The following is a 22063-nucleotide window of genomic DNA, read 5'->3' on the forward strand; positions in this document are numbered from 1 at the left end:
GCCCCCTTCGCGAGCAAGCCCGCTCCCACATTGGATCTGAGTGAACTCGGTCAAATGTGGGAGCGGGCTTGCTCGCGAAGAGGCCAGTACAGACACCAGAAGTCTCAAGGCCTGCCGAGCAAGTGACTCATCGCCGTCTTGAGCTTCATCGGCCGCACCGGTTTGTGCATCAGGGTGTGGCCCAGCTCACGAATCTGCTGCTTGAGTTCATTGCTGTAATTAGCGGTGATCATCATCGCCGGAATCGCCGAACCGCGACGGGCGTTGATCCGGGCCACGGCATCGACGCCGTTCTGATCGTCATTCAGGTGATAGTCGGCAATCAGCAAGTCTGCTTCTTCGTGATAGTTGTCCACTTGCCGCGCCAGGTCCTCCTCGGACAGCGCTGTGACCACCAGACACCCCCACCCTTCGAGCAACGTGCGCATGCCGGCGCAAATGGCCGCGTCGTTGTCCAGCACCCACACCCTCGCCCCACGCAGACGTTCAAGCATCGGTTCACTCATCAGCAGACTCGGCAGCGTCTTGGGTGCCGTGGCGCTGAGCGGCACTTCGACCGAGAACATCGAGCCTTTGCCCGGCCACGAACGCACATGAATGCGGTGACCGAGAATCCCGGCAATCTTTTCCACAATCGCCAGACCCAGGCCTAACCCGCGATCCTGATCTGGACGCTGTACATCACCGCGTTTGAACTCCTGAAAAATCTCCTCGAGGCGGTTTTCGGCGATACCCATGCCGCTGTCCCAGACCTCGATCGACAGGCGCTGGTGATGACGCCGACAACCGAGCACCACACGACCGCTGTAGGTGTAGCGAATGGCGTTGCTCAGCAGATTTCGAAGAATCCGCGCCAGCAACTGAATGTCGCTGCGCACCAGCGCGGAACAAGGGATGAAATGCAGCTCCAGGCCTTCGCTGCGGGCCACCTGGGTGTACTCGGCCGAGAGGTTTTCCAGCAATTCGCTCAGGGCAAACGGCGCAATGTCGGCCTTGATCACCCCGGCATCCAGCTTGGAGATGTCCACCAGCGTACCCAGCAGGTTCTCCACGTCTTCCAGGGAGTTGCTGACATTACGCACCAAAATCGCATTGGCCACGGGCTCCCGCCGTTCGAGCAACGCGCTGGTAAACAGCCGCGCGGCGTTGAGCGGTTGCAGCAGGTCATGACTGACGGCAGCAAGAAACTTGGTCTTCGACAGGTTGGCCTGTTCGGCTTCGAGCTTGGCTTCACGCAGGCGAGATTCCGCCCGCCGACGCTCGTCGATCTCGCGTAGCAACTGGTCATTGAGCGTGGTCAGTTCTGCCGTCCGTTCACGCACCCGCAACTCAAGATTCTGATAGGCCTGGTGCAGCGCCTCGGCGGTGCGGCGGCGTTCGGTGATGTCGCGGATCAACACGAAAATCCCCACCACTTCCCCGGTGGCCAGGCGATTGGGTACGTAGGAGCGCAGCATGTAGCGCTCCTGATTGTTGATGTTGGTTTCGGCGAACTCGAACGTCACGCTCTCACCGGCCAAGGCCCTGGCCACGTAGGCTTCCAGGCGCTGGTAATGCTGTTCGCTGTGGACTTCGCGCAGGCTCTGACCAAGCATCACGCCCCGAGGCCAGCAGTACCATTCTTCATACACCTTGTTGGTGAACTCGTAGACCAGGTCGGCATTCAGATAAGCGATCAGTGCCGGCACATGGTCGGTGATCAGGCGAATCCAGCGCTCGCTTTCGCTCAGCGCTTCGGCGTGTTGGTAGCGTTCGGTGATGTCGGTGAAGGTGTTGACGAAACCGCCGGTGGGCAATGGATGGGTGCGGATTTCCAGCACCCGGCCATCGTAGAGGCGCTGCTCGCATTCCTGCACGTGCCGCCCGTTTAGATCCCGACTGGCCGGGGTCAGCAGGTTCAACTCGCTGTCGCCGATCACTTCGGCAAACGGTCGATGAGCCGCCACTGGCGCCAAGCCACTCAGTTCGAGGAAACGCCGGTTCCACAACTCCAGAATGCCCTCGGCGTTGACCATCGCCACCCCTTGAGACAGGTTGTCGACCGCCCGTTGCAACAAATGGGATTTCTGCGCGACCGCCTGCTCGCGGCGCACGGTTTCGCTGAGTTTGACGTCGGTAATGTCGGTGAACAGGATCACCCGCCCGCCTTCCTGAGTCGGTCGTTCGCTGACTTGCAACCAGCGACCGTCCTGCAAGCGATAGAGCAGGTTTTCGTCGGCATGCCCACGCGGCTCTTCAGTGAACAGCCCGGTGGCGGACATCAGCCGCTTGACCTCGGCCAGGCGCATGCCGGCGTTGATCCGCACCCGGCTGTTGCCCCAGAACGCCTTGAAACGGCTGTTGAACAGCACGATCCGCTGGTCCGCATCGAAGAGCACAAACGCATCGGAAATGCTCTCGATGGCATCGATCAAATGCTGATGCGCGGTTTCCGCCCGCAGGCGCGCCTCGCTGAGCAAGTGATTGCCCGACTTGAGTTCAGCCATGGCCTGGTTCAAGGCGTCGGTGCGCTCACGCACCTGCTCGGCCAGCACCACCGAATGCTGGAACGCCGCGTACGGGTCGTTGCCGCGGGTGATGCCGGACTCGATCCGCTCGATCAGCGCGCCATTGATACGCTGCAGTTTGTGGTTGTCGCGCTGCAGGCTGGCGATCTGTGCCTGAAGCTCAACGGTGTCCAGGGGACCGGCCTCGGGCAATGGCAACCCCGGTGAAGGTCTGGTTGATGTGCATGCCATTGAACTGTTCTCCGTAGGTGTTGAAACCCATCACCCGTTGGTCACGCAAAAACGTTCCGATCTGTTCCAGACTGCCGCCGTCTTCCAGTTCCAGACGCCTGAGAAAGCAGTCGCAGCCGATGGTCAGCAACAGATCGCCGAGGCGCTCCTGCAAGCCCTCGAACAGGGTTTGCAGGTTCGGCAGCATCGGGCCTGGCGTCATGACCGTGAGGACGATGCCGTTTTCCACCGCGCAGTAGAAACTCAGGCTCAGGTCCGGATGAACCTGCTGGATGGCGCGCACGTAATACTGATCATTGATCCGCACCGCCAACGGGTGCGCGGCGAAGATCCGATGATCGAGCTCCGCCACTGGCACGCCAATGTGCCGGGCGTACTCCTCGGCGGCCGGCTCGGCATTGAGTTCAAAGACCCGGCGTGAGGCGCTGTCGGCCCCGGTGACCACCAGTTTTTCTGCTCGGGGCAGAATGTGGTGGGTGGTGAAAACTTCGAAATCCAGCCAGGTATTGACCAGCACCACCACCGCCGCGCCGCTGTGGAACTCGCCATTGAAATAGACGTGAGTGTGGGTCAGGTAATTGTCATCGCCGGCCGAACCGCCGAAATGCGGAATGTCGCCCAACGCTGCACTGAGGGCCGCGAGGACCATTTCTTCACGACTGGACAAACCATCGAGCAGGGTCAACGCAAAGCTGTTGCCCTTGATCGGCGCCTGGGTGTTGCTGCGACAGCCACTGACCAGTCGCTCGACCATTTGCTGGGCGTCGATCAGGCTGAAACGCTCCATTTCGGAGATCAGTTCGGCGTCGATGGAGAAATGCCGATGGTCGAAGCCCACCGCGGTCACGCAATTGCGGCCGTAGCCCAAGGGCGTGATTTCCCCGGCGCTGGTGCAACCCACCAGGCGAATGCCGCCGAAGCTTTGTTGCAAGGCCTGGCCCAGCGCCTGCAAGTCGTACTCGGCGGAACAGAAGAACAGCACGAAGCCCAAGTGCGGGTGCAACAGTTGTCGCGCCAGCTCCTGGGCCACCTGTTGGGCATCGGTGGCCTGGGACATTGCGCTGACCACACCTTCATCACTCTGGACCTGCTGCATCGTCGCCTCCCGCAGGTGCGAATGTATGAGGTTCGAGTGTACGAAGCCTGTGAGCTGCTACGTATGCTACTTGGGTAGCGGGTAGCCGCTTCGATGGGATTAGAGCGGTGCTCAGGATCTACAACACCACACATCCCCTGTGGGAGCGGGCTTGCTCGCGAAGGCGGCCTTTCAGTCAACTTTGATGTCGCCTGACACTGCGCTTTCGCGAGCAAGCCCGCTCCCACAGGGATCTGCATGATGCCAATGACAGGCTTACCAGGTCAGCACCGCCCCCACCGCAAAGGTGTCGGTGTCTTCGTCCTGGGCATTGGTGTCGTGGCCGTTGATTGCAAACTGGTTGTACTCGGCCACCAGCTTGAGGTTGTCATTGACGTCATGGAACAGCGCAATGCCGCGTGTTTCGTAGTCCGCGCCGCTGCCGACCACGCCATTGCCGTCGTCGTTGGTCTTGCCGTAAGACAAGGCCAGCCGGTTCTTGCCCAGTTTGTAGGAGCCCTGCAGCAGGTAACCGTCGCTGTCGACGTTGCGCAGGGTCGGTTCGCCGGCGTTGTTGGTGAAGAACGGGTTGATGCCCTTGGCCTGGAAGCCGGAGCCGGTGAGGGACAAGCCGCCCATTTTCGCCTGCACGCCATAGCCGACGCCTTTAGAGGTGACGGACTGGACGCTGGAATCGGTGTTGTCCGACGTCTGGTAGCTGCCGTTGACCCAGCTGTAGATCTTCGCCCCGGCGAGGTCGAACTGATAGGTGATCTCGCTCTCGGTACGCGGGTTCTCCTGGTAAGCCTTGCCTGTCGGACTGCTGTCGTTGGTGTCCACCGGGTCCATGATCCCCACGGCCACCCTCAAACCTTCCATCACCGGCGTGCGGTAGGTGATCTGTGAAGTCGGGAACGGATACGGATAACCCGTGCCGATGTTGCCGAACGACACCCCGCCACCGTCCACCAGCCCCAGGGTATCGCTGACCTGGCCGTAACCGGCGAGCATTTCATCCAGCAGAATGTTGGAACGGGCGAACAGGCCGAAGTCCTTGCCGATCAGCACTTCGCCCCACTCCGGGTTGGCCACGGTGCCGTAGAACTGCCGCACATCGATGGCGGTGTCGGTGCCGTTGGTTTGGCTGTCGTTAATGGTCACCCAGAAGGAGGATCGGGCGCCGAGCTTGAGGTCATCGACCTGCTTGCTCATGTTGAAGCCCAGATAGTTGGGCAGAAACCCCATCTTCACACGCGCCTGTCGCCGGTCGAACTGGTCGCCGGTACGGTCCACTTTGCTGTTCACATAGAAGGCGTTGATGTAGCCGTCGGTGGAGAACGTAGTCTGGTCCTTGTCGTACAGCATGATCTCGGCTTGGGCCATTGAGCTCAAACCGAGGGTCGACAGGCTGGCGATGAAGGCAGGCAAGAAACGATGCTTGAAGTTCTTATTGTTGTGCATGACGCGCTCCGCAGCGGGGGACTGGATGTCGGAGGCGATTATCGAAAGCTGACCGGCGGCGTCATACGCTGCCTTGGAGGCGGTTTTGAAGTGCTTTGGAGTGGCCGGTGATACGCGGCAAGTTCGGTGTAAGACCGTCCGTCGGCGAGGCCCGGAACTTAAGGTGTACGCCTGTGGAACGGACTGGCGTCCACAGGAACCGGTACTGGCTAGACGCACGCTCTAAACAGCATGTAAGCGGCGACCACGACACAGATGCTGGCGAAGCCGATCTGCAACCCCCTGGCCGGTACTCGCGCGCAAAGTCTTCGGCCAATGATCATACCGACGATGCTGGCGACGATAAACGCCACGCCCAAACCGTCGATTCGCACCCCGGCCTGAAACGCGCCGATCACGCCGATGGCGGAAATCAGGCTGATTACCATCAACGACGTGGCAACAATCCCGCGCATCTGCACATCGGTCAGCTGCTTGAACGCCGGGACGATCAGGAAGCCGCCGCCCACCCCGAGCAGCCCGGAGACCACACCGGTCACCGCGCCCAATGCCGCGAGGGTCGCGGTGCACTTGGCGGTCCAGGAAAAGCGCCCGGTCTGCTGATCGAGCATGCAGTTCTTCTGGCCCCAGTTGGCGTGCCCGTGGTCGCTTGGACCTTCGTCCTGGCGCTCACGACGCAGCATCCGCCAGGCCACCATGACCATCAGCAGACTGAACAGAATCATCAGGATTTTTTCCGGCAACTGATGGGCGAAGTAGATGCCGATCGGCGAAAAAATCGCCCCCAGCAGGGCGATCAGCAACGCTGCGCGGTAGCGCACCAGACCATGACGCAACCCGTCAATGGCGCCGACAGCCGCAGCACTGCCCACCGCGAACAGTGCGACCGGTGCAGCCTGGGTCATGGTCAAACCCAGCCCCAGCACCAAGGCCGGCACCGCAAGAATGCCGCCACCGGCGCCGGTCAAACCGAGTACCAACCCCATCACCACGCCAAAAAAACTCGCCAGGAACATAAAACACTCGTGATCTGCAAAAAAAGCCGGGAGCGCCCAGTATCGATGACTGACAGGATAGAGCCCGCACAACTTTTTTCATTAATTGAATTGATGCGGGCTGGTCAGCGCAGGGAAAATGAAACTACCCTCATGGCTTGTCCTAAAAGAAAACGGCCACCATGCCCGCCTTAATTGAAGCTTTTTTAGACCCTGCCTCGTCGACCTTCAGCTACGTCATCTACGAGCACGATGGCGGGCACTGCGCCATCGTCGACCCGGTACTCGACTACGACCCCGCCGCCGGGCGAACCGGCACCACCCAGGCCGACAAGATCATCGCCTTCGTTCGCCAAAATCAGTTGCAGGTGCAATGGCTGCTGGAAACCCACGCCCATGCCGATCACCTGTCCGCCGCACCGTATCTGCGTCGGGAACTGGGCGGGAAGATTGCAATTGGTCAGTCGATCAGCAAGGTTCAGGGCGTGTTCAAGACCTTGTTCAACCTTGAGCCGGAATTTCGCAGTGACGGTTCACAGTTCGACCATCTGTTCGCGCCGGACGAATCGTTCAGGATCGGCAACCTCAAGGCCACGGCCCTGCATGTTCCCGGCCACACGCCAGCGGACATGGCCTATCTGATCGACAGCGATGTGATTCTGGTGGGCGATACGCTGTTCATGCCGGATGTGGGCACCGCGCGCTGCGACTTTCCTGGCGGCAATGCCAACCAGATGTTTGCCTCGATTCGCAAACTGCTGGCTTTCCCTACCGGCGTGAGACTTTATGTCTGCCACGATTACCCGCCCGCAGACCGCGAACCTCAGTGCATGAGCACGGTGGGCGAGCAGCGCAAAAACAACATTCATATCCATGACGGTATCGACGAAGCCGCGTTCGTCGCCATGCGCACCCAGCGCGATGCGGGGCTGGGTATGCCGACGCTGTTGCTGCCGGCGATTCAAGTGAATGTGCGGGCGGGGAATTTGCCGCCGGCCGAGGGCAATGGCGTGACCTACCTGAAAATCCCCATTAACAAGCTGTAAACGCAAAACCTGTGGGAGCGAGCTTGCTCGCGATGACGGTGTGTCAGGCAACATCTATTTCGACTGGCACGGCCCCATCGCGAGCAAGCTCGCTCCCACAGGAGTTTCGTTTAGCTGCCGAGGGTCAATCCGTTGGCCGGCAACGGCAGCGCGGTTTTATAGCGCACCTGCTTGAGTGCAAAGCTCGAACGGATGTTGGCGACGCCGGGGACTTTGGTGAGGAAGTCCATCATGAAGCGCTCCAGCGACTGAATGGTCGGCACCAGCACCCGGATCAAATAGTCCGGGTCGCCGGCCATCAAATAGCATTCCATCACTTCCGGGCGATCCGAGATCGCTTCCTCGAAGTGCTGCAACGCCTCCTCCACTTGTTTTTCCAGGCTGACGTGAATGAACACGTTCACGTGCAGCCCCAGCAACTCGGCATCCAGCAGCGTCACTTGCTCACGGATCAGGCCCAATTCTTCCATCGCCTTGACCCGGTTGAAGCACGGGGTTGGCGACAGGTTGACCGAGCGTGCGAGGTCAGCGTTGGTGATGCGCGCGTTCTCCTGAAGGCTGTTCAAAATGCCGATATCGGTACGGTCCAGTTTGCGCATGAGACAAAACCACCTGTTTTTTATGCTTATGCAGATTTTTTATCCTCAAATGATCGCCAACGCAACGAAACAGAGAGAAATATTCTTCTTGGCCCGGCCTATGATTGTTGTAGGACAAGATTTCTTTTATCGAAGAATGACGGTCAGCTCACTACAAGAAATTCACAAGATCGAGCGTAGAAGCCATGAACCAAGCGTACGAACCGCTGCAACTGCACGTTCCCGAACCATCGGGCCGTCCTGGCTGCAAAACCGACTTCTCCTACCTGCGTCTGACCGACGCCGGCACGGTGCGCAAACCCCCAATCGACGTTGAACCGGCCGACACGGCTGATCTGGCCAAAGGCCTGATTCGCGTGCTCGATGACCAGGGCAATGCCCTCGGGCCATGGGCTGAAGGCGTGCCGGCCGAGATTCTGCGTAAAGGCATGCGCGCCATGCTCAAGACGCGGATCTATGACAACCGCATGGTGGTCGCCCAGCGTCAGAAAAAAATGTCGTTCTACATGCAGAGCCTTGGCGAAGAAGCCATCGGTAGCGGCCAGGCCTTGGCCCTGAACGTCGATGACATGTGCTTCCCGACCTACCGCCAGCAAAGCATCCTGATGGCACGCGATGTACCGCTGGTAGACCTGATCTGCCAACTGCTGTCCAACGAGCGTGATCCGCTCAAGGGACGTCAACTGCCGATCATGTATTCGGTCAAGGACTATGGCTTCTTCACCATTTCCGGCAACCTCGCCACCCAATTCGTACAAGGTGTGGGCTGGGGCATGGCCTCGGCGATCAAGGGCGACACCAAAATCGCCTCGGCGTGGATCGGCGATGGCGCTACCGCTGAATCCGACTTCCACACCGCCCTCACCTTCGCCCACGTTTACCGTGCGCCAGTGATCCTCAACGTGGTCAACAACCAGTGGGCGATCTCGACGTTCCAGGCGATTGCCGGTGGTGAAGCCACCACGTTCGCCGGTCGTGGCGTCGGTTGCGGCATTGCCTCCCTGCGGGTCGATGGCAACGATTTCGTCGCGGTATACGCCGCCTCTGCCTGGGCCGCCGAACGTGCGCGCCGCAACCTCGGCCCGACCATGATCGAATGGGTCACCTACCGCGCCGGTCCGCACTCGACTTCTGATGATCCGTCCAAATACCGTCCTGCCGACGACTGGAGCTACTTCCCGTTGGGCGACCCGATTGCGCGCCTGAAGCAGCACCTGGTGAAAATCGGTCAGTGGTCCGAAGAGGAACACGTCGCCGTCAGCGCCGAACTCGAAGCCGAAGTGATCGCCGCGCAAAAAGAAGCCGAACAGTACGGCACCCTCGCCGGCGGCCAGATTCCGAGCGCCGCGACCATGTTCGAAGACGTCTACAAAGAGATGCCGGAGCACTTGAAGCGCCAGCGTCAAGAGTTGGGGATCTGACATGAACGATCACAACAACAAAATCGAATTGGAAACCGCCATGACCACGACCACCATGACCATGATCCAGGCCCTGCGCTCGGCCATGGATGTGATGCTTGAGCGTGACGACAACGTCGTGGTGTTCGGCCAGGACGTGGGCTACTTCGGCGGCGTGTTCCGTTGCACCGAAGGCCTGCAGAACAAGTACGGCACCTCCCGGGTGTTCGACGCGCCGATCTCCGAAAGTGGGATCGTCGGCGTCGCCGTGGGCATGGGCGCTTACGGTCTGCGGCCAGTGGCCGAGATCCAGTTCGCCGATTACGTTTACCCGGCGTCGGACCAGATCATTTCCGAAGCCGCCCGCCTGCGTTATCGCTCGGCCGGCGAGTTCACCGCGCCGATGACCCTGCGCATGCCTTGCGGCGGCGGCATCTACGGCGGCCAGACGCACAGCCAGAGCATCGAAGCGATGTTCACCCAGGTCTGCGGTTTGCGCACGGTGATGCCGTCCAACCCTTACGACGCCAAAGGCTTGCTGATCGCCTCCATCGAAAACGATGACCCGGTGATCTTCCTCGAGCCAAAACGCCTGTACAACGGCCCGTTCGACGGTCACCACGAACGCCCGGTTACCCCGTGGTCGAAACACCCGGCCGCGCAAGTGCCGGACGGTTACTACACCGTGCCGCTGGACGTGGCGGCCATCGCGCGTCCCGGCAAGGACGTAACCATCCTGACCTATGGCACCACCGTTTATGTATCGCAAGTGGCGGCTGAAGAAACCGGCATCGACGCTGAAGTCATCGACCTGCGCAGCCTGTGGCCGCTGGACCTGGAGACCATCGTCAAGTCGGTGAAGAAAACCGGCCGTTGCGTGATCGTTCATGAAGCAACCCGCACCTGCGGTTTCGGCGCCGAACTGGTCGCCCTGGTGCAAGAGCACTGCTTCCACTACCTGGAAGCGCCTATCGAGCGTGTCACCGGTTGGGACACTCCCTACCCGCACGCACAAGAGTGGGCGTATTTCCCTGGTCCGTCCCGAGTGGGCGCGGCTTTGCATCGGGTTATGGAGGTCTGAATGGGCACGCACGTTATTAAAATGCCGGACATTGGTGAAGGCATTGCAGAAGTTGAATTGTCGGTATGGCACGTCAAAGTCGGCGACATGGTCGTCGAAGATCAGGTACTGGCCGATGTCATGACCGACAAGGCGATGGTCGACATCCCTTCGCCGGTGAACGGCAAGGTGATTGCGCTGGGCGGTGTGCCCGGCGAAGTCATGGCGGTTGGCAGCATCCTGATCAGCATTGAAGTCGAAGGCGCGGGCAACGTTAAAGAGTCGGCTCAGCCTGCACTTGTTAAAGAAGCGCCGGTTGCGGCTCCGAAAGTTGCAGCCGCTGTTGAAAGCAAACCGGTTCCCGCTGCAGCGCCGCGAGCTGCCGTATGCCAAGGTCCGATGGTCGCTCGCGAAGCTGATGAGCGTCCGCTGGCCTCCCCGGCTGTACGCAAACATGCGCTTGACCTCGGCATCCAGTTGCGTCTGGTCCGTGGCACCGGCCCTGCCGGTCGCGTATTGCACGAAGACCTCGACGCCTATCTGGCCCAGGGTCAGCAGCCGCAATCCACCGCTGCCGCCGCTTACGCCCAGCGTAACGACGAAGAACAAATCCCGGTCATCGGCATGCGCCGCAAGATTGCCCAGCGCATGCAGGATGCCACTCAGCGCGCCGCTCACTTCAGTTACGTCGAAGAAATCGACGTCACCGCCGTGGAAGAACTGCGCGCTCACCTGAACGAAAAACACGGCGCGACCCGCGGCAAGCTGACCTTGCTGCCGTTTCTGGTCCGCGCTCTGGTTGTTGCCCTGCGCGACTTCCCGCAGATCAACGCCCGTTACGACGACGAAGCCCAGGTCATCACCCGCCTCGGCGCGGTGCATGTGGGCATCGCCACCCAAGCCGACATCGGTTTGATGGTGCCGGTAGTGCGTCACGCCGAAACCCGCAGCTTGTGGGACAGCGCTCAGGAAATTTCCCGCCTCGCTACCGCTGCCCGTAATGGCAAGGCCAGCCGCGATGAATTGTCCGGTTCGACCATCACCCTGACCAGCCTCGGCGCCTTGGGCGGTATCGTCAGCACCCCGGTGCTGAACCTGCCGGAAGTAGCGATCGTGGGCGTCAACAAAATCGTCGAACGCCCGATGGTCGTCAAAGGCCAGATCGTGATTCGCAAGATGATGAACCTCTCCAGTTCCTTCGATCACCGCGTGGTCGATGGCATGGACGCGGCGCAATTCATCCAGGCCATTCGTGGCTTGCTGGAACAACCCGCCACCCTGTTTGTGGACTAATTATTAGTGGAGCAGGCATGCAACAGACTTTGAACACCACGCTGCTGATCATCGGCGGCGGCCCTGGCGGCTATGTGACGGCGATCCGTGCCGGCCAGCTGGGCATCTCGACCATTCTGGTTGAAGGCGAATCCCTGGGCGGCACTTGCCTGAACATCGGCTGCATTCCGTCCAAGGCGTTGATCCACGTCGCCGAACAGTTTCACCAGACGCAACACCACAGCCAGCATTCGGCGCTGGGCATCAGCGTGTCGGCGCCGACGCTCGATATCAGCAAGAGTGTCGAGTGGAAGGACGGCATCGTTGATCGCCTGACCACGGGCGTTTCGGCGCTGCTGAAGAAGAACAAAATCCAGGTTATTCAAGGTTTTGCGAAAGTCATTGATGGTAAAACCGTAGAAGTCGGCGACACGCGTATTCAGTGCGAGCATCTGGTGCTGGCCACCGGTTCGAAAAGCGTGAACCTGCCAATGCTGCCGATTGGCGGGCCGATCATCTCCTCCACCGAAGCCCTGGCGCCGACCTCCGTGCCGAAACGGCTGATTGTGGTCGGTGGCGGTTACATCGGTCTGGAGCTGGGGATTGCCTATCGCAAGCTCGGCGCCGACGTCAGCGTGGTCGAGGCCCAGGATCGCATCCTGCCGGCCTACGACGCCGAACTGACGCAGCCTGTGCATGACGAACTGAAAAAACTCGGCATAAAGCTTTACTTGAAGCACAGCGTTCAAGGCTTTGATTCTGCAAGTAATACACTGCAAGTGCTTGACCCGAATGGCGACACCCTGAACCTGGAAACCGACCAGGTACTGGTGGCCGTCGGCCGCAAACCGAATACCCAGGGTTGGAACCTCGAAGGTTTGAACCTGGACATGAACGGCTCGGCGATCAAGATCGACAACCGCTGCCAGACCAGCATGCGCAACGTGTATGCCATCGGCGACGTGAGTGGCGAACCGATGCTCGCGCACCGGGCCATGGCTCAGGGCGAGATGGTTGCCGAGCTGATCAGCGGTAAATCCCGCGAATTCAACCCGACCGCCATCGCCGCCGTGTGCTTTACCGACCCGGAACTGGTGGTGGTCGGCAAGACCCCGGACGACGTCAAGGCGGCTGGTCTGGACTGCATCGTTTCCAGCTTCCCGTTTGCGGCCAATGGCCGGGCGATGACGCTGGAATCGAAAAGCGGCTTCGTGCGGGTTGTCGCTCGTCGGGACAATCATGTGATTGTCGGCTGGCAGGCGGTCGGTGTGGGCGTGTCTGAATTGTCGACGGCGTTTGGCCAGAGCCTGGAAATGGGCGCACGGCTGGAAGACATTGCCGGCACCATCCACGCGCATCCGACGTTGGGTGAGGCGGTGCAGGAAGCGGCGTTGCGTGCGCTTGGTCACGCGTTGCATCTGTAAAGACGCACACAAAACCCTGTAGCAGCTGTCGAGCAACGCGAGGCAGCGTCCGGCGGCGAAGCCGTCGTATTTCGACTGACTCGGTCAGCCTGAAAGCACTCGGTGGCAGGTTTTGCGACGACTTCGTCGCCGAACGCTGCCTCGCGTTGCTCGACAGCTGCTACATCGGGTGCATCGATGGTCGCAGAGATTGAATTCCGGCTGCGAAATGGGCCCGGAATGAAGTATTGTTGTCCCCATCCAGAAAAACGTCAGAAGCCTTGAACCGTTTCGGCGGTTGTTAAGTGATAGAGGGTGTCATGGGTAACGAAAGCATCAATTGGGACAAGTTGGGTTTTGACTACATCAAGACAGACAAGCGCTATCTGTCGCACTGGCGTAATGGCGAGTGGGACAAAGGCACCCTGACCGAAGACAATGTGCTGCACATCAGCGAAGGTTCCACTGCCCTTCACTATGGCCAGCAATGCTTCGAAGGGCTGAAGGCCTATCGTTGCAAGGACGGTTCGATCAACCTGTTCCGCCCGGACCAGAACGCCGCACGCATGCAACGCAGCTGCGCGCGCCTGCTGATGCCACAGGTATCCACCGAGCAGTTCGTCGAAGCCTGCAAGGAAGTGGTCCGCGCCAACGAGCGTTTCATCCCGCCTTACGGCACCGGCGGCGCGCTGTACCTGCGTCCGTTCGTGATCGGCGTGGGTGACAACATCGGCGTGCGTACCGCCCCCGAGTTCATCTTCTCGATCTTCGCCATTCCGGTCGGTGCCTACTTCAAGGGCGGCCTGACCCCGCACAACTTCCTGATCTCCAGCTACGACCGCGCCGCCCCACAAGGCACCGGTGCAGCCAAGGTCGGTGGTAACTACGCGGCCAGCCTGATGCCAGGTTCCCAGGCCAAGAAAGCCCACTTCGCCGACTGCATCTACCTGGACCCGATGACCCACACGAAAATCGAAGAAGTCGGTTCGGCCAACTTCTTCGGGATCACCCACGACAACAAGTTCGTGACCCCGAACTCGCCGTCGGTACTGCCGGGCATCACCCGCCTGTCGTTGATCGAGCTGGCAAAATCGCGTCTGGGCCTGGAAGTGGTCGAAGGCGACGTGTTCATCGACAAGTTGTCCGACTTCAAGGAAGCCGGTGCTTGCGGTACTGCCGCGGTGATCACACCGATCGGCGGCATCAGCTACAACGACAAACTCCACGTGTTCCACAGCGAAACCGAAGTCGGCCCGGTCACCCAGAAGCTCTACAAAGAGCTGACGGGCGTACAGACCGGCGACATCGAAGCGCCAGCGGGCTGGATCGTCAAGGTTTGATCCAGCGCTTCAGGCACTAAAAAAGCCCACCCCTCGTTAGCGCGCAGGGTGGGTTTTTTTTATGGGAAAAATCAAAAGATCGCAGCCTTCGGCAGCTCCTACATTGAAATGCAATCCCATGTAGGAGCTGCCGAAGGCTGCGATCCTTTGATCTTCAAATCACCCAGCAATCAACCGCCCCACCTGACCGCCATCCTCTTCGATCCGGGCAAACAACCACTCCACAAACACCCGTGTCTGCACCGTCACGTCCGGCGAAACACCGTAGTAATAACGCGGCAACGGCATCCGCAATTCGGGCAACGGGCAAATCAGGCGACCGCTCGAGAGGTGGGTGCCCAGCAAAGAGGTCGGGCACAAGGCAATGCCCTGTCCTTCCACGGCGGCCTGAAGAACCAGGTGCATGTGATCAAACTGCCGCGTGACCTGAGTGGCTGACTGGCCTTGACCAAAATGCAGGGCCCAGTTGTGCCAATCTTCGCGACGCGCCTTGGCAGTCAGTAACGTGTGCAGGCTCAGGGAGGCGAGGTCTTCAAGGGCCAGGCGGTGGATCAGCGAGGGTGCCGCGACCAGCAACAGTTCGTCTTCGAAAAGCGCTCGCGCCTCAATCGCCGGCGCCCAATCGTCACGACCACGGCGAATGACGATGTCGAACCCGTCGCGTGCATGATCCGGTGCCTGGGTTTGGGTAATCACTTGCGGCTTGATGTCCGGGTGCTGCGCAATGAAATCCTCCAGCCTGGGCATCAGCCAAAGCATCGCAAAGGACGGACGGACATTAATCTTCACGGTCGGCAGCGAGGCATGTTGCTTAAGCGCAGCGGCGGCGTTGGCGATCTGCGCCAGCCCGGCACTGACCTGCTCATAAAAACGCTGACCGGCCGGCGTCAGCACCGATTGACGGACACGCCGCTCGAACAGCAGCACGCCCAGGTGTTCCTCAAGCAATTTGATATGTCGGCTGACGGCACTGTGACTGACATGCAGCTCTTCGGCCGCCAGGCTGAAACTTTGATGGCGAGCAGCAACGGCGAAGGCGCGAACAGCATTAAGCGGCGGTAGTGGATTTGTCATGCGTCTAATTTAGTCACATATGCACCGCAATTAAAGCGTTTGTCACGCTCATGTCGCCACGCCAATCTGCCAGCACGCAGCCAGCGCCACCTGACGGAGCAAGACATGAACAGCTATGGACTCTTTCTACTTTTCGCCACCCTGACCATTTTGAGTCCAGGGCCTGGCGTGGTGCTGACCCTGTCCAACGCGGTGCGCCACGGCTGGACGGGGGCCGTGCCGGGCATTCTGGGGATCGCGTCGGGTGCGTTTATCGTCGCCGCCATCAGCGCCACCAGTGTCGGCCTGATCCTCAGCACCTCCGCCAACGCCTTTACCGCGTTGAAATCCGCAGGGGCCGCCTATTTGTTGTACCTGGGTTACAGAAGCTGGCGCTCGGCTGGTTTCAACACACTGCTTGAAACGCGCCCCTCAAGCCCGGGCTACCGCTTCCTTGAAGCGGCTTCGATCCAGTTTTTGAACCCCAAGGCCGTGTTTTTCTTTCTGGCGGTGTTCCCGCAATTCATCGACACTTCAGCGCACTTCTCCACCCAGTTTTTCAAGCTGGTCGCCTCCTATGGCGTACTGGTGATCCTCGTGCATGGCAGCTATGCCTTGCTCGCCAATGCCGCCAAAGGCTGGTTGTCGAGCCCGAAGGGTTCCTGGCTGGCGGCGAAAGTCTCGGGCGTAACCTTCGCCGGTTTCGGCGTGCTGATGGCCTCGGCCAGTCGCTAAGGCACAGAACTGGCGTTCGCGCGACGCCGGGGCTCGGTGAATGCGGGTTGTGCTGTCGATACCTGAACCGGCAGTTCAACAGCGAACCGCCTGCTGAGTTCCTTTCGCCCCGTCGCAGTCAACGCCAGCGCGCGGCTGTCCAGGTCCTGAGTCACCCATTTGCGCTTGATCGCCGTTTGCAACAACGCCGCCCCTAACGAACCGCCCAGATGCGGCCGACGCATGCTCCAGTCCAGGCATGGGCAGGCGAAGCGGCGGCGCAGCGTGCTCAAGTCCTTGACCTCGATACCCAACCCTTCAAACAACGCCTCGCCGCTGTCGCTCAGCTGATAGACCTGTTCATCGGTTTCCAGCAGCCACCCCGCTTCGATCATCCGGTCATGCAGCAGCACCGCCAACGTGCCGGCCATGTGGTCGTAGCACGTGCGGGCGAATTGCAGGCGATCCGGGGTGCGCGAACTGAAGGTCGGCGCGGCGTTCTGGCCGATCACCATCAACGCTTCCAGCGCCTGGGCGACGCGCTTGTCCGTCAGGCTGTAATAGCGATGGCGGCCCTGAACATGCAAACGCACCAACGCCAGTTCCTTGAGTTTGGCCAGGTGCGCGCTGGCGGTGGAGGCGCTGACTTCGGCAATCGCTGCCAACTCGGTGCTGGTGCGGGCGTGGCCGTCCATCAGCGAACAGAGGATTTTCGTCCGGGCCGGTTCCGCGATGGCCGCGGCCACTTGAGAGACGCCGAAATCGTGCTGTTTTACGTTCATATTTCGCTCCCGGACGAATCAAGGCCCTTTCGGACTGGAGATAGTAGCAACACTTTTCCAACCACGAACAAGGCTGCGACCCATGGACCCAATTATCGCTGCGACTCATGCCAATCCTTATCCCTATTACGCGCAACTGCGCTTGGAGGGCGGGCTGGTTTTTCACCAAGGACTGAAAGTGTGGGTGGCGAGTAGCGCCCGAGCCGTTGCGGCCGTGCTGGCGCATCCTGACTGTCATGTCCGGCCGTCCCACGAACCGGTGCCCAAGGCGATTGTTGGCGGGATGGCCGGCAAGGTCTTTGGTCAGTTGATGCGGATGAATGAGGGCGAACGGCAGCGTTGCCCGAGGTCGGCGGTTCAACCGGAGCTGGCGTTGATTGATGTCGCTGAAGTCAATGCGCTGGTCGGCGCGCGTCTGATCACTCCGGGCGCCGATGGGTTGCACAAGGCGATGTTCCGCGGGCCGGTGTGCGTGGTGGCTGCATTGCTGGGGTTCTCTCCGGCTCAGGGCCGGACTATCAGCGAGCTAACCGGGGACTTCGTCGCGTGCCTGTCGCCCCTCGGCGATCAGGCGCAACGGGATGCAGCGCACGTTGCGGCGGAACACTTGAGCGGCTACTTCGTTGAGCTACTGGATGACCGGGGCAATCAGAGCACCCTGCTCGCCGGGATCCGCCAGCGCTTCGCGGCAACCTCTGGCGACTCTGAAACGTTGATCGCCAACCTGATCGGGCTGTTTTCCCAGACCTATGAAACCACCGCTGGGCTGATCGGCAATGCGCTGTTGGCATTGATTCGAAACCCCTCGTTGCACAGCGAATCGACACGCGTTGATGACTTGATCGCTGAAGTTCAGCGCTTCGATCCGTCGGTGCAGAACACCCGCCGGTTTGTCGCTGCGCCGTGTGTAATCGACGGGGTAAGCCTCAATTCGGGCGACTTGATTCTGGTGCTGCTGGCTTCGGCCAATCGCGATCCACAGGTCAATGACCATCCCGACGTCTTTTTTCTTGATCGTCCGGACCGGCGTAGCTTCACCTTTGGGGCTGGGCGGCATCAATGCCCGGGACAGACATTGGCCCTAAGCATTGCCAGCGCTACGTTGAAGGAGATCCTGACGATAAAGCCTGCTTTGGATCGCCTGACCTGGCATTACCGGCCTTCGCTGAACGGGCGTATTCCGCTGTTTAGCGATTTGCCGTAAGCCCGATCATTCCCACGCAGAGCGTGGGAATGATCAACACGCAACACTCACGCCAGTCGCTGCGCAACAAAATTGATAAAGGCTTTCAATTTTGGCAGTGATTTTCTCGAGCGTGGATACACCATCTGTACCGGCTTGGGCGGCGGCGCGTAGGCGTCCAGGATCCGCACGAGTTCACCTTTGGCCAACGCGGCCGACACCAGAAAATCGGGCTCGTGGTGCCCAACGGCAGCGCCGGCACCCACGCCGGGCTCGCGGCGGGTTTCCAGTTGCTGGGCCGAGGCACCTCGATCGTCAAGTCCTATTCGGTTTTATCCGATCGAGACACTTCAGCGGCCAGAACCCGGCAATTGACCCAGGACGCGTTGGCGCTGTTGGGCAGTAGCGCCATTGTGCAGGCTGAAGAGATCGCCATCGACGGCAGTCAGTTGGGCGACGGTTACGGTCTGCCGACGCCAGCCATGCAGGAAGCAGTGCGCCTGATGGCTCGCGCCGAAGGCCTGTTGATCGACCCTGTGTACTCCGGCAAAGCGTTTGCCGGGCTGTTGGCCGATCTCAGGCAAGGACGCTACCGTTCCGGGGACAACGTGCTGTTCGTGATGACCGGTGGAACACCGGGCCTCTATGCCTACCGGGAGACCTTTCAGTCATAGCGGTTAATCGTCGCGGGTCAGTACTTCCTGCCATTGACTTCTCTCGATTGATTTTCCTATTGAGAGAAACACGTGCATTTGTAACAACAAGACGAGTTTCAGACCCGTCCTACAGCCATAGGATGCAATCCTGAGTTCTCACCAAGATATGAAAAATGCTCTGATTAAAGCTAAAAAAATCGATAACAAGGGCAACGTTCCAGGAGTAAAAAGTGGGCCTTCTCTACCAGGATCCATCAATGAGCCACGAGGAAGCGACGAGGCTCCTTGCTAGCGATGTAGAAACGAACGTTATTGCAGCATTGGTTTCAATAGGCCTGAATGAACAGGACAAAACCTGGGCTCAGAACACTTGCCTCAAGTACCTCGCAAGTGAGATCGAATCGATTGCAGCAACCGCCATCACCGCGCTTGGTCACATAGCCCGCAGGCATGGCGATCAGGATACGAAAATGGTGCTCCCGGCACTCGAAAGTGTGAAGTACAAATTCCCCTTCTTGGAAGGAGTTGTTATGGACACCCTTGACGACATCGACGCATTCACCTGAATCACCGTGGCGTGGTGACTTGATCAATGTTCCAAAAAAACCGCCCTTTCTGCGAGCAGATAGGGCGGTTTTTGTCATTTCAGCTCATCCGCCAATCAATCATCACGCGTCAGCACTTCCAGCAATTCAATCTCAAAGATCAGGTTCGAATTCGGCCTAATCGCACCCATAGTCCGCTCGCCATAGGCCAAATGCGCTGGTACCACCAGCTTGCGCTTGCCGCCGACCTGCATCCCCGTAATCCCCTGATCCCAACCTTTGATCACCCGACCAGTGCCGATTACGCACTGAAAAGGTTTACCACGGCTGTAGGAAGAATCGAATTCAGTGCCGTCTTCCAGCCAGCCACGGTACTGCGTGGTGATCAGCGCGCCTTTGACGGCGGCTTTGCCGTCGCCCACCTGGATATCGATTACCTGAAGCTCGTCATTCATTGCTTGCACTCGTGTGTTCGTTTGCCCGATAGGCTGGTTAATTGCATCGACTTGAGGAGTTCAGGACTCTGACGTTGAGCCAGCCAACGGTATCTTGAGGTCCAGGACTGCCATGACTATTTCCGACTCATAAAGTCAGCGCTAAAGTCTTGTGTATTCACAAAACCAAGCGCATGTGGTTTTTTATCATTCTCGCCAAATAACATGAATAGCGAAGAGGTATAGGGTGGTTTTTCAGGTGCATGCACATTCAAATTTTTTTCGATTTGCCGAATGCAACTGCTGTGCGTAACCAGGATCAGGTTGTGTCCTTTACGCTTAGTTTCAACCGACTTTTGCAGCATGATACCTCTGCAGGACGCAAGCCACTCCTGATCTTCAATTTCATGGTTAAACATAAAGGTGGCTGTCTGCTTGGTCCTCGTCAGGGGGCTGGTAAAAATATCTGTCTTATCAAGACCGAGCTTTTGATATTGCTCGCCCAACTCCACTGCAACGTCCTTACCCCTTGTGGTAATGCCATCTGGGGCATTCAGGCAGGGAGCACTCGATTGATCGCAGCGCTCCGCGTGGCGAATCAGGACAATAACTTCTCCACTGGCCCATGCCGATTTTAGATTGGTAATTTCCAAGGACGTACTGTGAGCAAGATTGGGCAGTCGAGGCGTTCTGAATAGAAAGTAGGCTCCTGTTATACAAAGCACGATGGCGAGCGCGGCCAAAAGCACTTTTTTGCTGCGCCAATTCAACCCAGTGAAAGACAACGACATAATGCTAGACCCCATCCAAAGCGTGGCTGATTAAGTCGAAAGCTTGCCCGACGGACCGTGAAGAAGTCGTTGGTTTGGTCACTGGCAATCAAGAAGTGCGTGTTAACGGATTCTTGACGGTACTTTATGCAGACTGATGCTTCGAATCCTGGAGGAGCTTCATATGGCACGCTCAATAGCAAAATGGCTCGCAGCATCCGTTCTTGGACTATTACTGATACAGCCGGCATTCTCCGCGAATAAAAGCCCATCGAAGGTCTTTGGCTGGGTTGAGGAAGGTGTGTTGATGCCCGAAAACATTTCGGTGAAGGTCAAGCTCGACACAGGGGCATTGACTTCCTCAATGGATGCCAAGGACATCGCGCCTTTCCGGAAAGACGGTGAAAAGTGGGTTCGCTTCAATGTTGAAGTGAAAGACAGCAACACGGGAAAGCTGGTCACTGCTCCGTTCGAGCGTAAGGTTGAGCGTAATGTGAAAGTCCGGGGGGCCGGTGGTGCCGAGCACCGACCTGTGGTGCAAATGACAATATGCATTGGCGACCAGATTTATAACGAGCAGTTTTCCTTGAAGGATCGAGGCAAGATGAATTATCCCGTGCTTATTGGGCGGCGTACCTTAGAAAATCTGGGGTTGGTGGATGTTTCCCATACCTTCACCATGGAACCTAAGTGCAGCAAAGAAGCTTCTGCCAAGTAGTCCTCGATGGCGACCCGAGCGGGTCATGCAAAAAGGTTGTCGCTACGGGCGCTGCTTTCGCTCAAGTGGCGGCCGCATCGGCTCACCGATTTCCATGTATGAATGAGGTTATTTGAGCCAAACCATGCGAATTTTGATTATTGAAGACAACTCGGACATCGTGGCCAACCTCTACGAGTATTTCGAGCCCCTCGGACACGAACTCGACAATGCCCGCACGGGACAGGGTGGACTGGCTCGGGTGGCTGAGCAGCGTTTCGACGTGATCGTGCTGGATGGCATGCTGCCAGGTCTGGATGGGTTGGAAGTGTGCCGACGGTTACGTGAAGAGCAGCAATGCAATACGCCAGTGCTGATGCTCACGGCACGAGACACGGTTCATGACAAGGTGAAAGGATTACAGGCGGGAGCCGATGACTACCTGGTCAAGCCCTATTCGCTGATTGAACTGGAAGCGCGGCTTCATGCGTTGGTGAGGCGAGCAAGTACACTAAGAACCGATCAGGTGCTGCGTTTTGGTGATCTGGAATTTGACCCCGGAACCTTTGAAGCGCGCCGCGCAGGACAGCGGGTCGAGCTGACGCCGTTCGGTTACAAGATGTTGGTGGCACTGTTGCGTGCAGCCCCAAGTCTGGTAACCCGTGAGGAGCTTGAACAAGAACTCTGGAAAGACGATCCGCCACTCAGCGATGCCTTACGAAGCCATATCCACGCCCTACGGCTGGCAATAGATAAATCCTTCCCTCAATCCCCTCCAATGCTTTTCACCGTGTCAGGGGTAGGTTATCGACTGGTCGACCACAATGTTTCAAAGTGACT

Annotated in this window: 21 protein-coding genes and 1 pseudogene; 12 read left to right on the top strand and 10 right to left on the bottom strand. The window is 58.9% G+C overall.

All coding sequences use genetic code 11. The features are described 5' to 3' along the window. Positions 1-104 precede the first annotated feature (104 nt). The 4 genes from nahK to CUN63_RS30600 all read right to left on the bottom strand — a co-directional run bounded on the left by nahK (position 105) and on the right by CUN63_RS30600 (position 6290). Positions 105-2699, bottom strand: coding sequence for a hybrid sensor histidine kinase/response regulator NahK/ErcS' (nahK, locus tag CUN63_RS30580; RefSeq protein WP_129445195.1), 2595 nt, complete (start codon positions 2697-2699; stop codon positions 105-107). Further along, a complete protein-coding gene (nosP, locus tag CUN63_RS30585; protein ID WP_129444865.1) occupies positions 2668-3834 on the bottom strand; it encodes a nitric oxide-sensing protein NosP in 1167 nt (388 codons plus the stop codon). Before nosP ends, nahK begins: the two co-directional genes overlap by 32 nt. A 255-nt stretch (positions 3835-4089) precedes the next feature. Next, positions 4090-5274, bottom strand: coding sequence for a porin (locus tag CUN63_RS30595; RefSeq protein WP_129444866.1), 1185 nt, complete (start codon positions 5272-5274; stop codon positions 4090-4092). Between the two features lie 209 nt (positions 5275-5483). Continuing rightward, positions 5484-6290, bottom strand: coding sequence for a sulfite exporter TauE/SafE family protein (locus CUN63_RS30600; RefSeq protein ID WP_129444867.1), 807 nt, complete (start codon positions 6288-6290; stop codon positions 5484-5486). 161 nt (positions 6291-6451) lie between these two features. Here CUN63_RS30600 and CUN63_RS30605 point away from each other — a divergent pair, with 161 nt between their 5' ends. Then, positions 6452-7315, top strand: a complete 864-nt coding sequence (locus CUN63_RS30605; protein ID WP_129444868.1) for an MBL fold metallo-hydrolase — start codon at positions 6452-6454, stop codon at positions 7313-7315. A 110-nt stretch (positions 7316-7425) separates the two neighbouring features. Here CUN63_RS30605 and bkdR read toward each other — a convergent pair whose 3' ends face one another. Continuing rightward, positions 7426-7914: a Bkd operon transcriptional regulator BkdR gene (gene bkdR / locus CUN63_RS30610; RefSeq protein WP_129444869.1), complete on the bottom strand. Its 489-nt coding sequence runs from the start codon at positions 7912-7914 to the stop codon at positions 7426-7428. A gap of 185 nt (positions 7915-8099) precedes the next feature. Here bkdR and CUN63_RS30615 point away from each other — a divergent pair, with 185 nt between their 5' ends. The 5 genes from CUN63_RS30615 (at position 8100) to CUN63_RS30635 (ending at position 14389) form a co-directional block, all read left to right on the top strand. Further along, positions 8100-9335: a 3-methyl-2-oxobutanoate dehydrogenase (2-methylpropanoyl-transferring) subunit alpha gene (locus CUN63_RS30615; RefSeq protein ID WP_129444870.1), complete on the top strand. Its 1236-nt coding sequence runs from the start codon at positions 8100-8102 to the stop codon at positions 9333-9335. Position 9336: 1 nt separating this feature from the next. After that, positions 9337-10395 carry an alpha-ketoacid dehydrogenase subunit beta gene (locus CUN63_RS30620; protein WP_129444871.1) on the top strand — a complete coding sequence of 353 codons (1059 nt, stop codon included), beginning with the start codon at positions 9337-9339 and terminating at the stop codon, positions 10393-10395. Continuing rightward, positions 10396-11667 carry a dihydrolipoamide acetyltransferase family protein gene (locus CUN63_RS30625; RefSeq protein ID WP_129444872.1) on the top strand — a complete coding sequence of 424 codons (1272 nt, stop codon included), beginning with the start codon at positions 10396-10398 and terminating at the stop codon, positions 11665-11667. 17 nt (positions 11668-11684) lie between these two features. After that, positions 11685-13070 carry a dihydrolipoyl dehydrogenase gene (gene lpdA / locus CUN63_RS30630; RefSeq protein WP_129444873.1) on the top strand — a complete coding sequence of 462 codons (1386 nt, stop codon included), beginning with the start codon at positions 11685-11687 and terminating at the stop codon, positions 13068-13070. Between the two features lie 299 nt (positions 13071-13369). Further along, the gene (locus CUN63_RS30635; protein ID WP_076031364.1) at positions 13370-14389 is read left to right on the top strand and encodes a branched-chain amino acid aminotransferase; all 1020 of its coding nucleotides are present in this window, start codon (positions 13370-13372) and stop codon (positions 14387-14389) included. 159 nt (positions 14390-14548) lie between these two features. Here CUN63_RS30635 and CUN63_RS30640 read toward each other — a convergent pair whose 3' ends face one another. Next, complete coding sequence (locus CUN63_RS30640) at positions 14549-15463, bottom strand: LysR substrate-binding domain-containing protein (protein WP_129444874.1); 915 nt, start codon at positions 15461-15463, stop codon at positions 14549-14551. A gap of 105 nt (positions 15464-15568) precedes the next feature. Here CUN63_RS30640 and CUN63_RS30645 point away from each other — a divergent pair, with 105 nt between their 5' ends. Then, positions 15569-16177, top strand: a complete 609-nt coding sequence (locus CUN63_RS30645; RefSeq protein WP_129444875.1) for a LysE family translocator — start codon at positions 15569-15571, stop codon at positions 16175-16177. Here the strand turns inward: CUN63_RS30645 and CUN63_RS30650 are convergent. Further along, positions 16174-16938, bottom strand: coding sequence for a helix-turn-helix transcriptional regulator (locus CUN63_RS30650; RefSeq protein WP_129444876.1), 765 nt, complete (start codon positions 16936-16938; stop codon positions 16174-16176). The two genes, CUN63_RS30645 and CUN63_RS30650, sit on opposite strands and share 4 nt — an antisense overlap. Before the next feature lie 82 nt (positions 16939-17020). On the opposite strand from CUN63_RS30650, the gene CUN63_RS30655 reads away from it, so the two are divergent. Further along, positions 17021-18142 carry a cytochrome P450 gene (locus CUN63_RS30655; protein ID WP_129444877.1) on the top strand — a complete coding sequence of 374 codons (1122 nt, stop codon included), beginning with the start codon at positions 17021-17023 and terminating at the stop codon, positions 18140-18142. Positions 18143-18189: 47 nt separating this feature from the next. Here CUN63_RS30655 and CUN63_RS30660 read toward each other — a convergent pair whose 3' ends face one another. Further along, positions 18190-18387 (bottom strand): LysR substrate-binding domain-containing protein, encoded by a 198-nt coding sequence (locus CUN63_RS30660; RefSeq protein WP_306108942.1) that lies wholly within the window; start codon positions 18385-18387, stop codon positions 18190-18192. Here CUN63_RS30660 and CUN63_RS30665 point away from each other — a divergent pair. Both CUN63_RS30665 and CUN63_RS30670 read left to right on the top strand, forming a co-directional pair. Beyond that, positions 18355-18795, top strand: a pseudogene (locus CUN63_RS30665) (pyridoxal-phosphate dependent enzyme); the annotation flags it as partial. The gene CUN63_RS30660 and the pseudogene CUN63_RS30665 overlap by 33 nt on opposite strands. 212 nt (positions 18796-19007) lie before the next feature. Further along, complete coding sequence (locus CUN63_RS30670) at positions 19008-19343, top strand: hypothetical protein (RefSeq protein WP_165353297.1); 336 nt, start codon at positions 19008-19010, stop codon at positions 19341-19343. Between the two features lie 95 nt (positions 19344-19438). Here CUN63_RS30670 and CUN63_RS30675 read toward each other — a convergent pair whose 3' ends face one another. Together CUN63_RS30675 and CUN63_RS30680 are read right to left on the bottom strand one after the other, a co-directional pair. Then, a complete protein-coding gene (locus tag CUN63_RS30675) occupies positions 19439-19777 on the bottom strand; it encodes an FKBP-type peptidyl-prolyl cis-trans isomerase (protein WP_129444878.1) in 339 nt (112 codons plus the stop codon). Between the two features lie 116 nt (positions 19778-19893). Next, complete coding sequence (locus CUN63_RS30680; RefSeq protein ID WP_165353298.1) at positions 19894-20547, bottom strand: histidine phosphatase family protein; 654 nt, start codon at positions 20545-20547, stop codon at positions 19894-19896. 163 nt (positions 20548-20710) lie between these two features. On the opposite strand from CUN63_RS30680, the gene CUN63_RS30685 reads away from it, so the two are divergent. Both CUN63_RS30685 and CUN63_RS30690 read left to right on the top strand, forming a co-directional pair. Beyond that, positions 20711-21244 carry an ATP-dependent zinc protease gene (locus CUN63_RS30685; RefSeq protein WP_129444880.1) on the top strand — a complete coding sequence of 178 codons (534 nt, stop codon included), beginning with the start codon at positions 20711-20713 and terminating at the stop codon, positions 21242-21244. Between the two features lie 124 nt (positions 21245-21368). After that, entirely contained in the window at positions 21369-22061 is a 693-nt protein-coding gene (locus tag CUN63_RS30690; protein WP_129444881.1) for a response regulator transcription factor, read from the top strand. Positions 22062-22063 lie beyond the last annotated feature (2 nt).

The sequence above is a fragment of the Pseudomonas sp. ACM7 genome, from assembly GCF_004136015.1.
Taxonomy (GTDB): Bacteria; Pseudomonadota; Gammaproteobacteria; order Pseudomonadales; family Pseudomonadaceae; genus Aquipseudomonas; species Aquipseudomonas frigoris.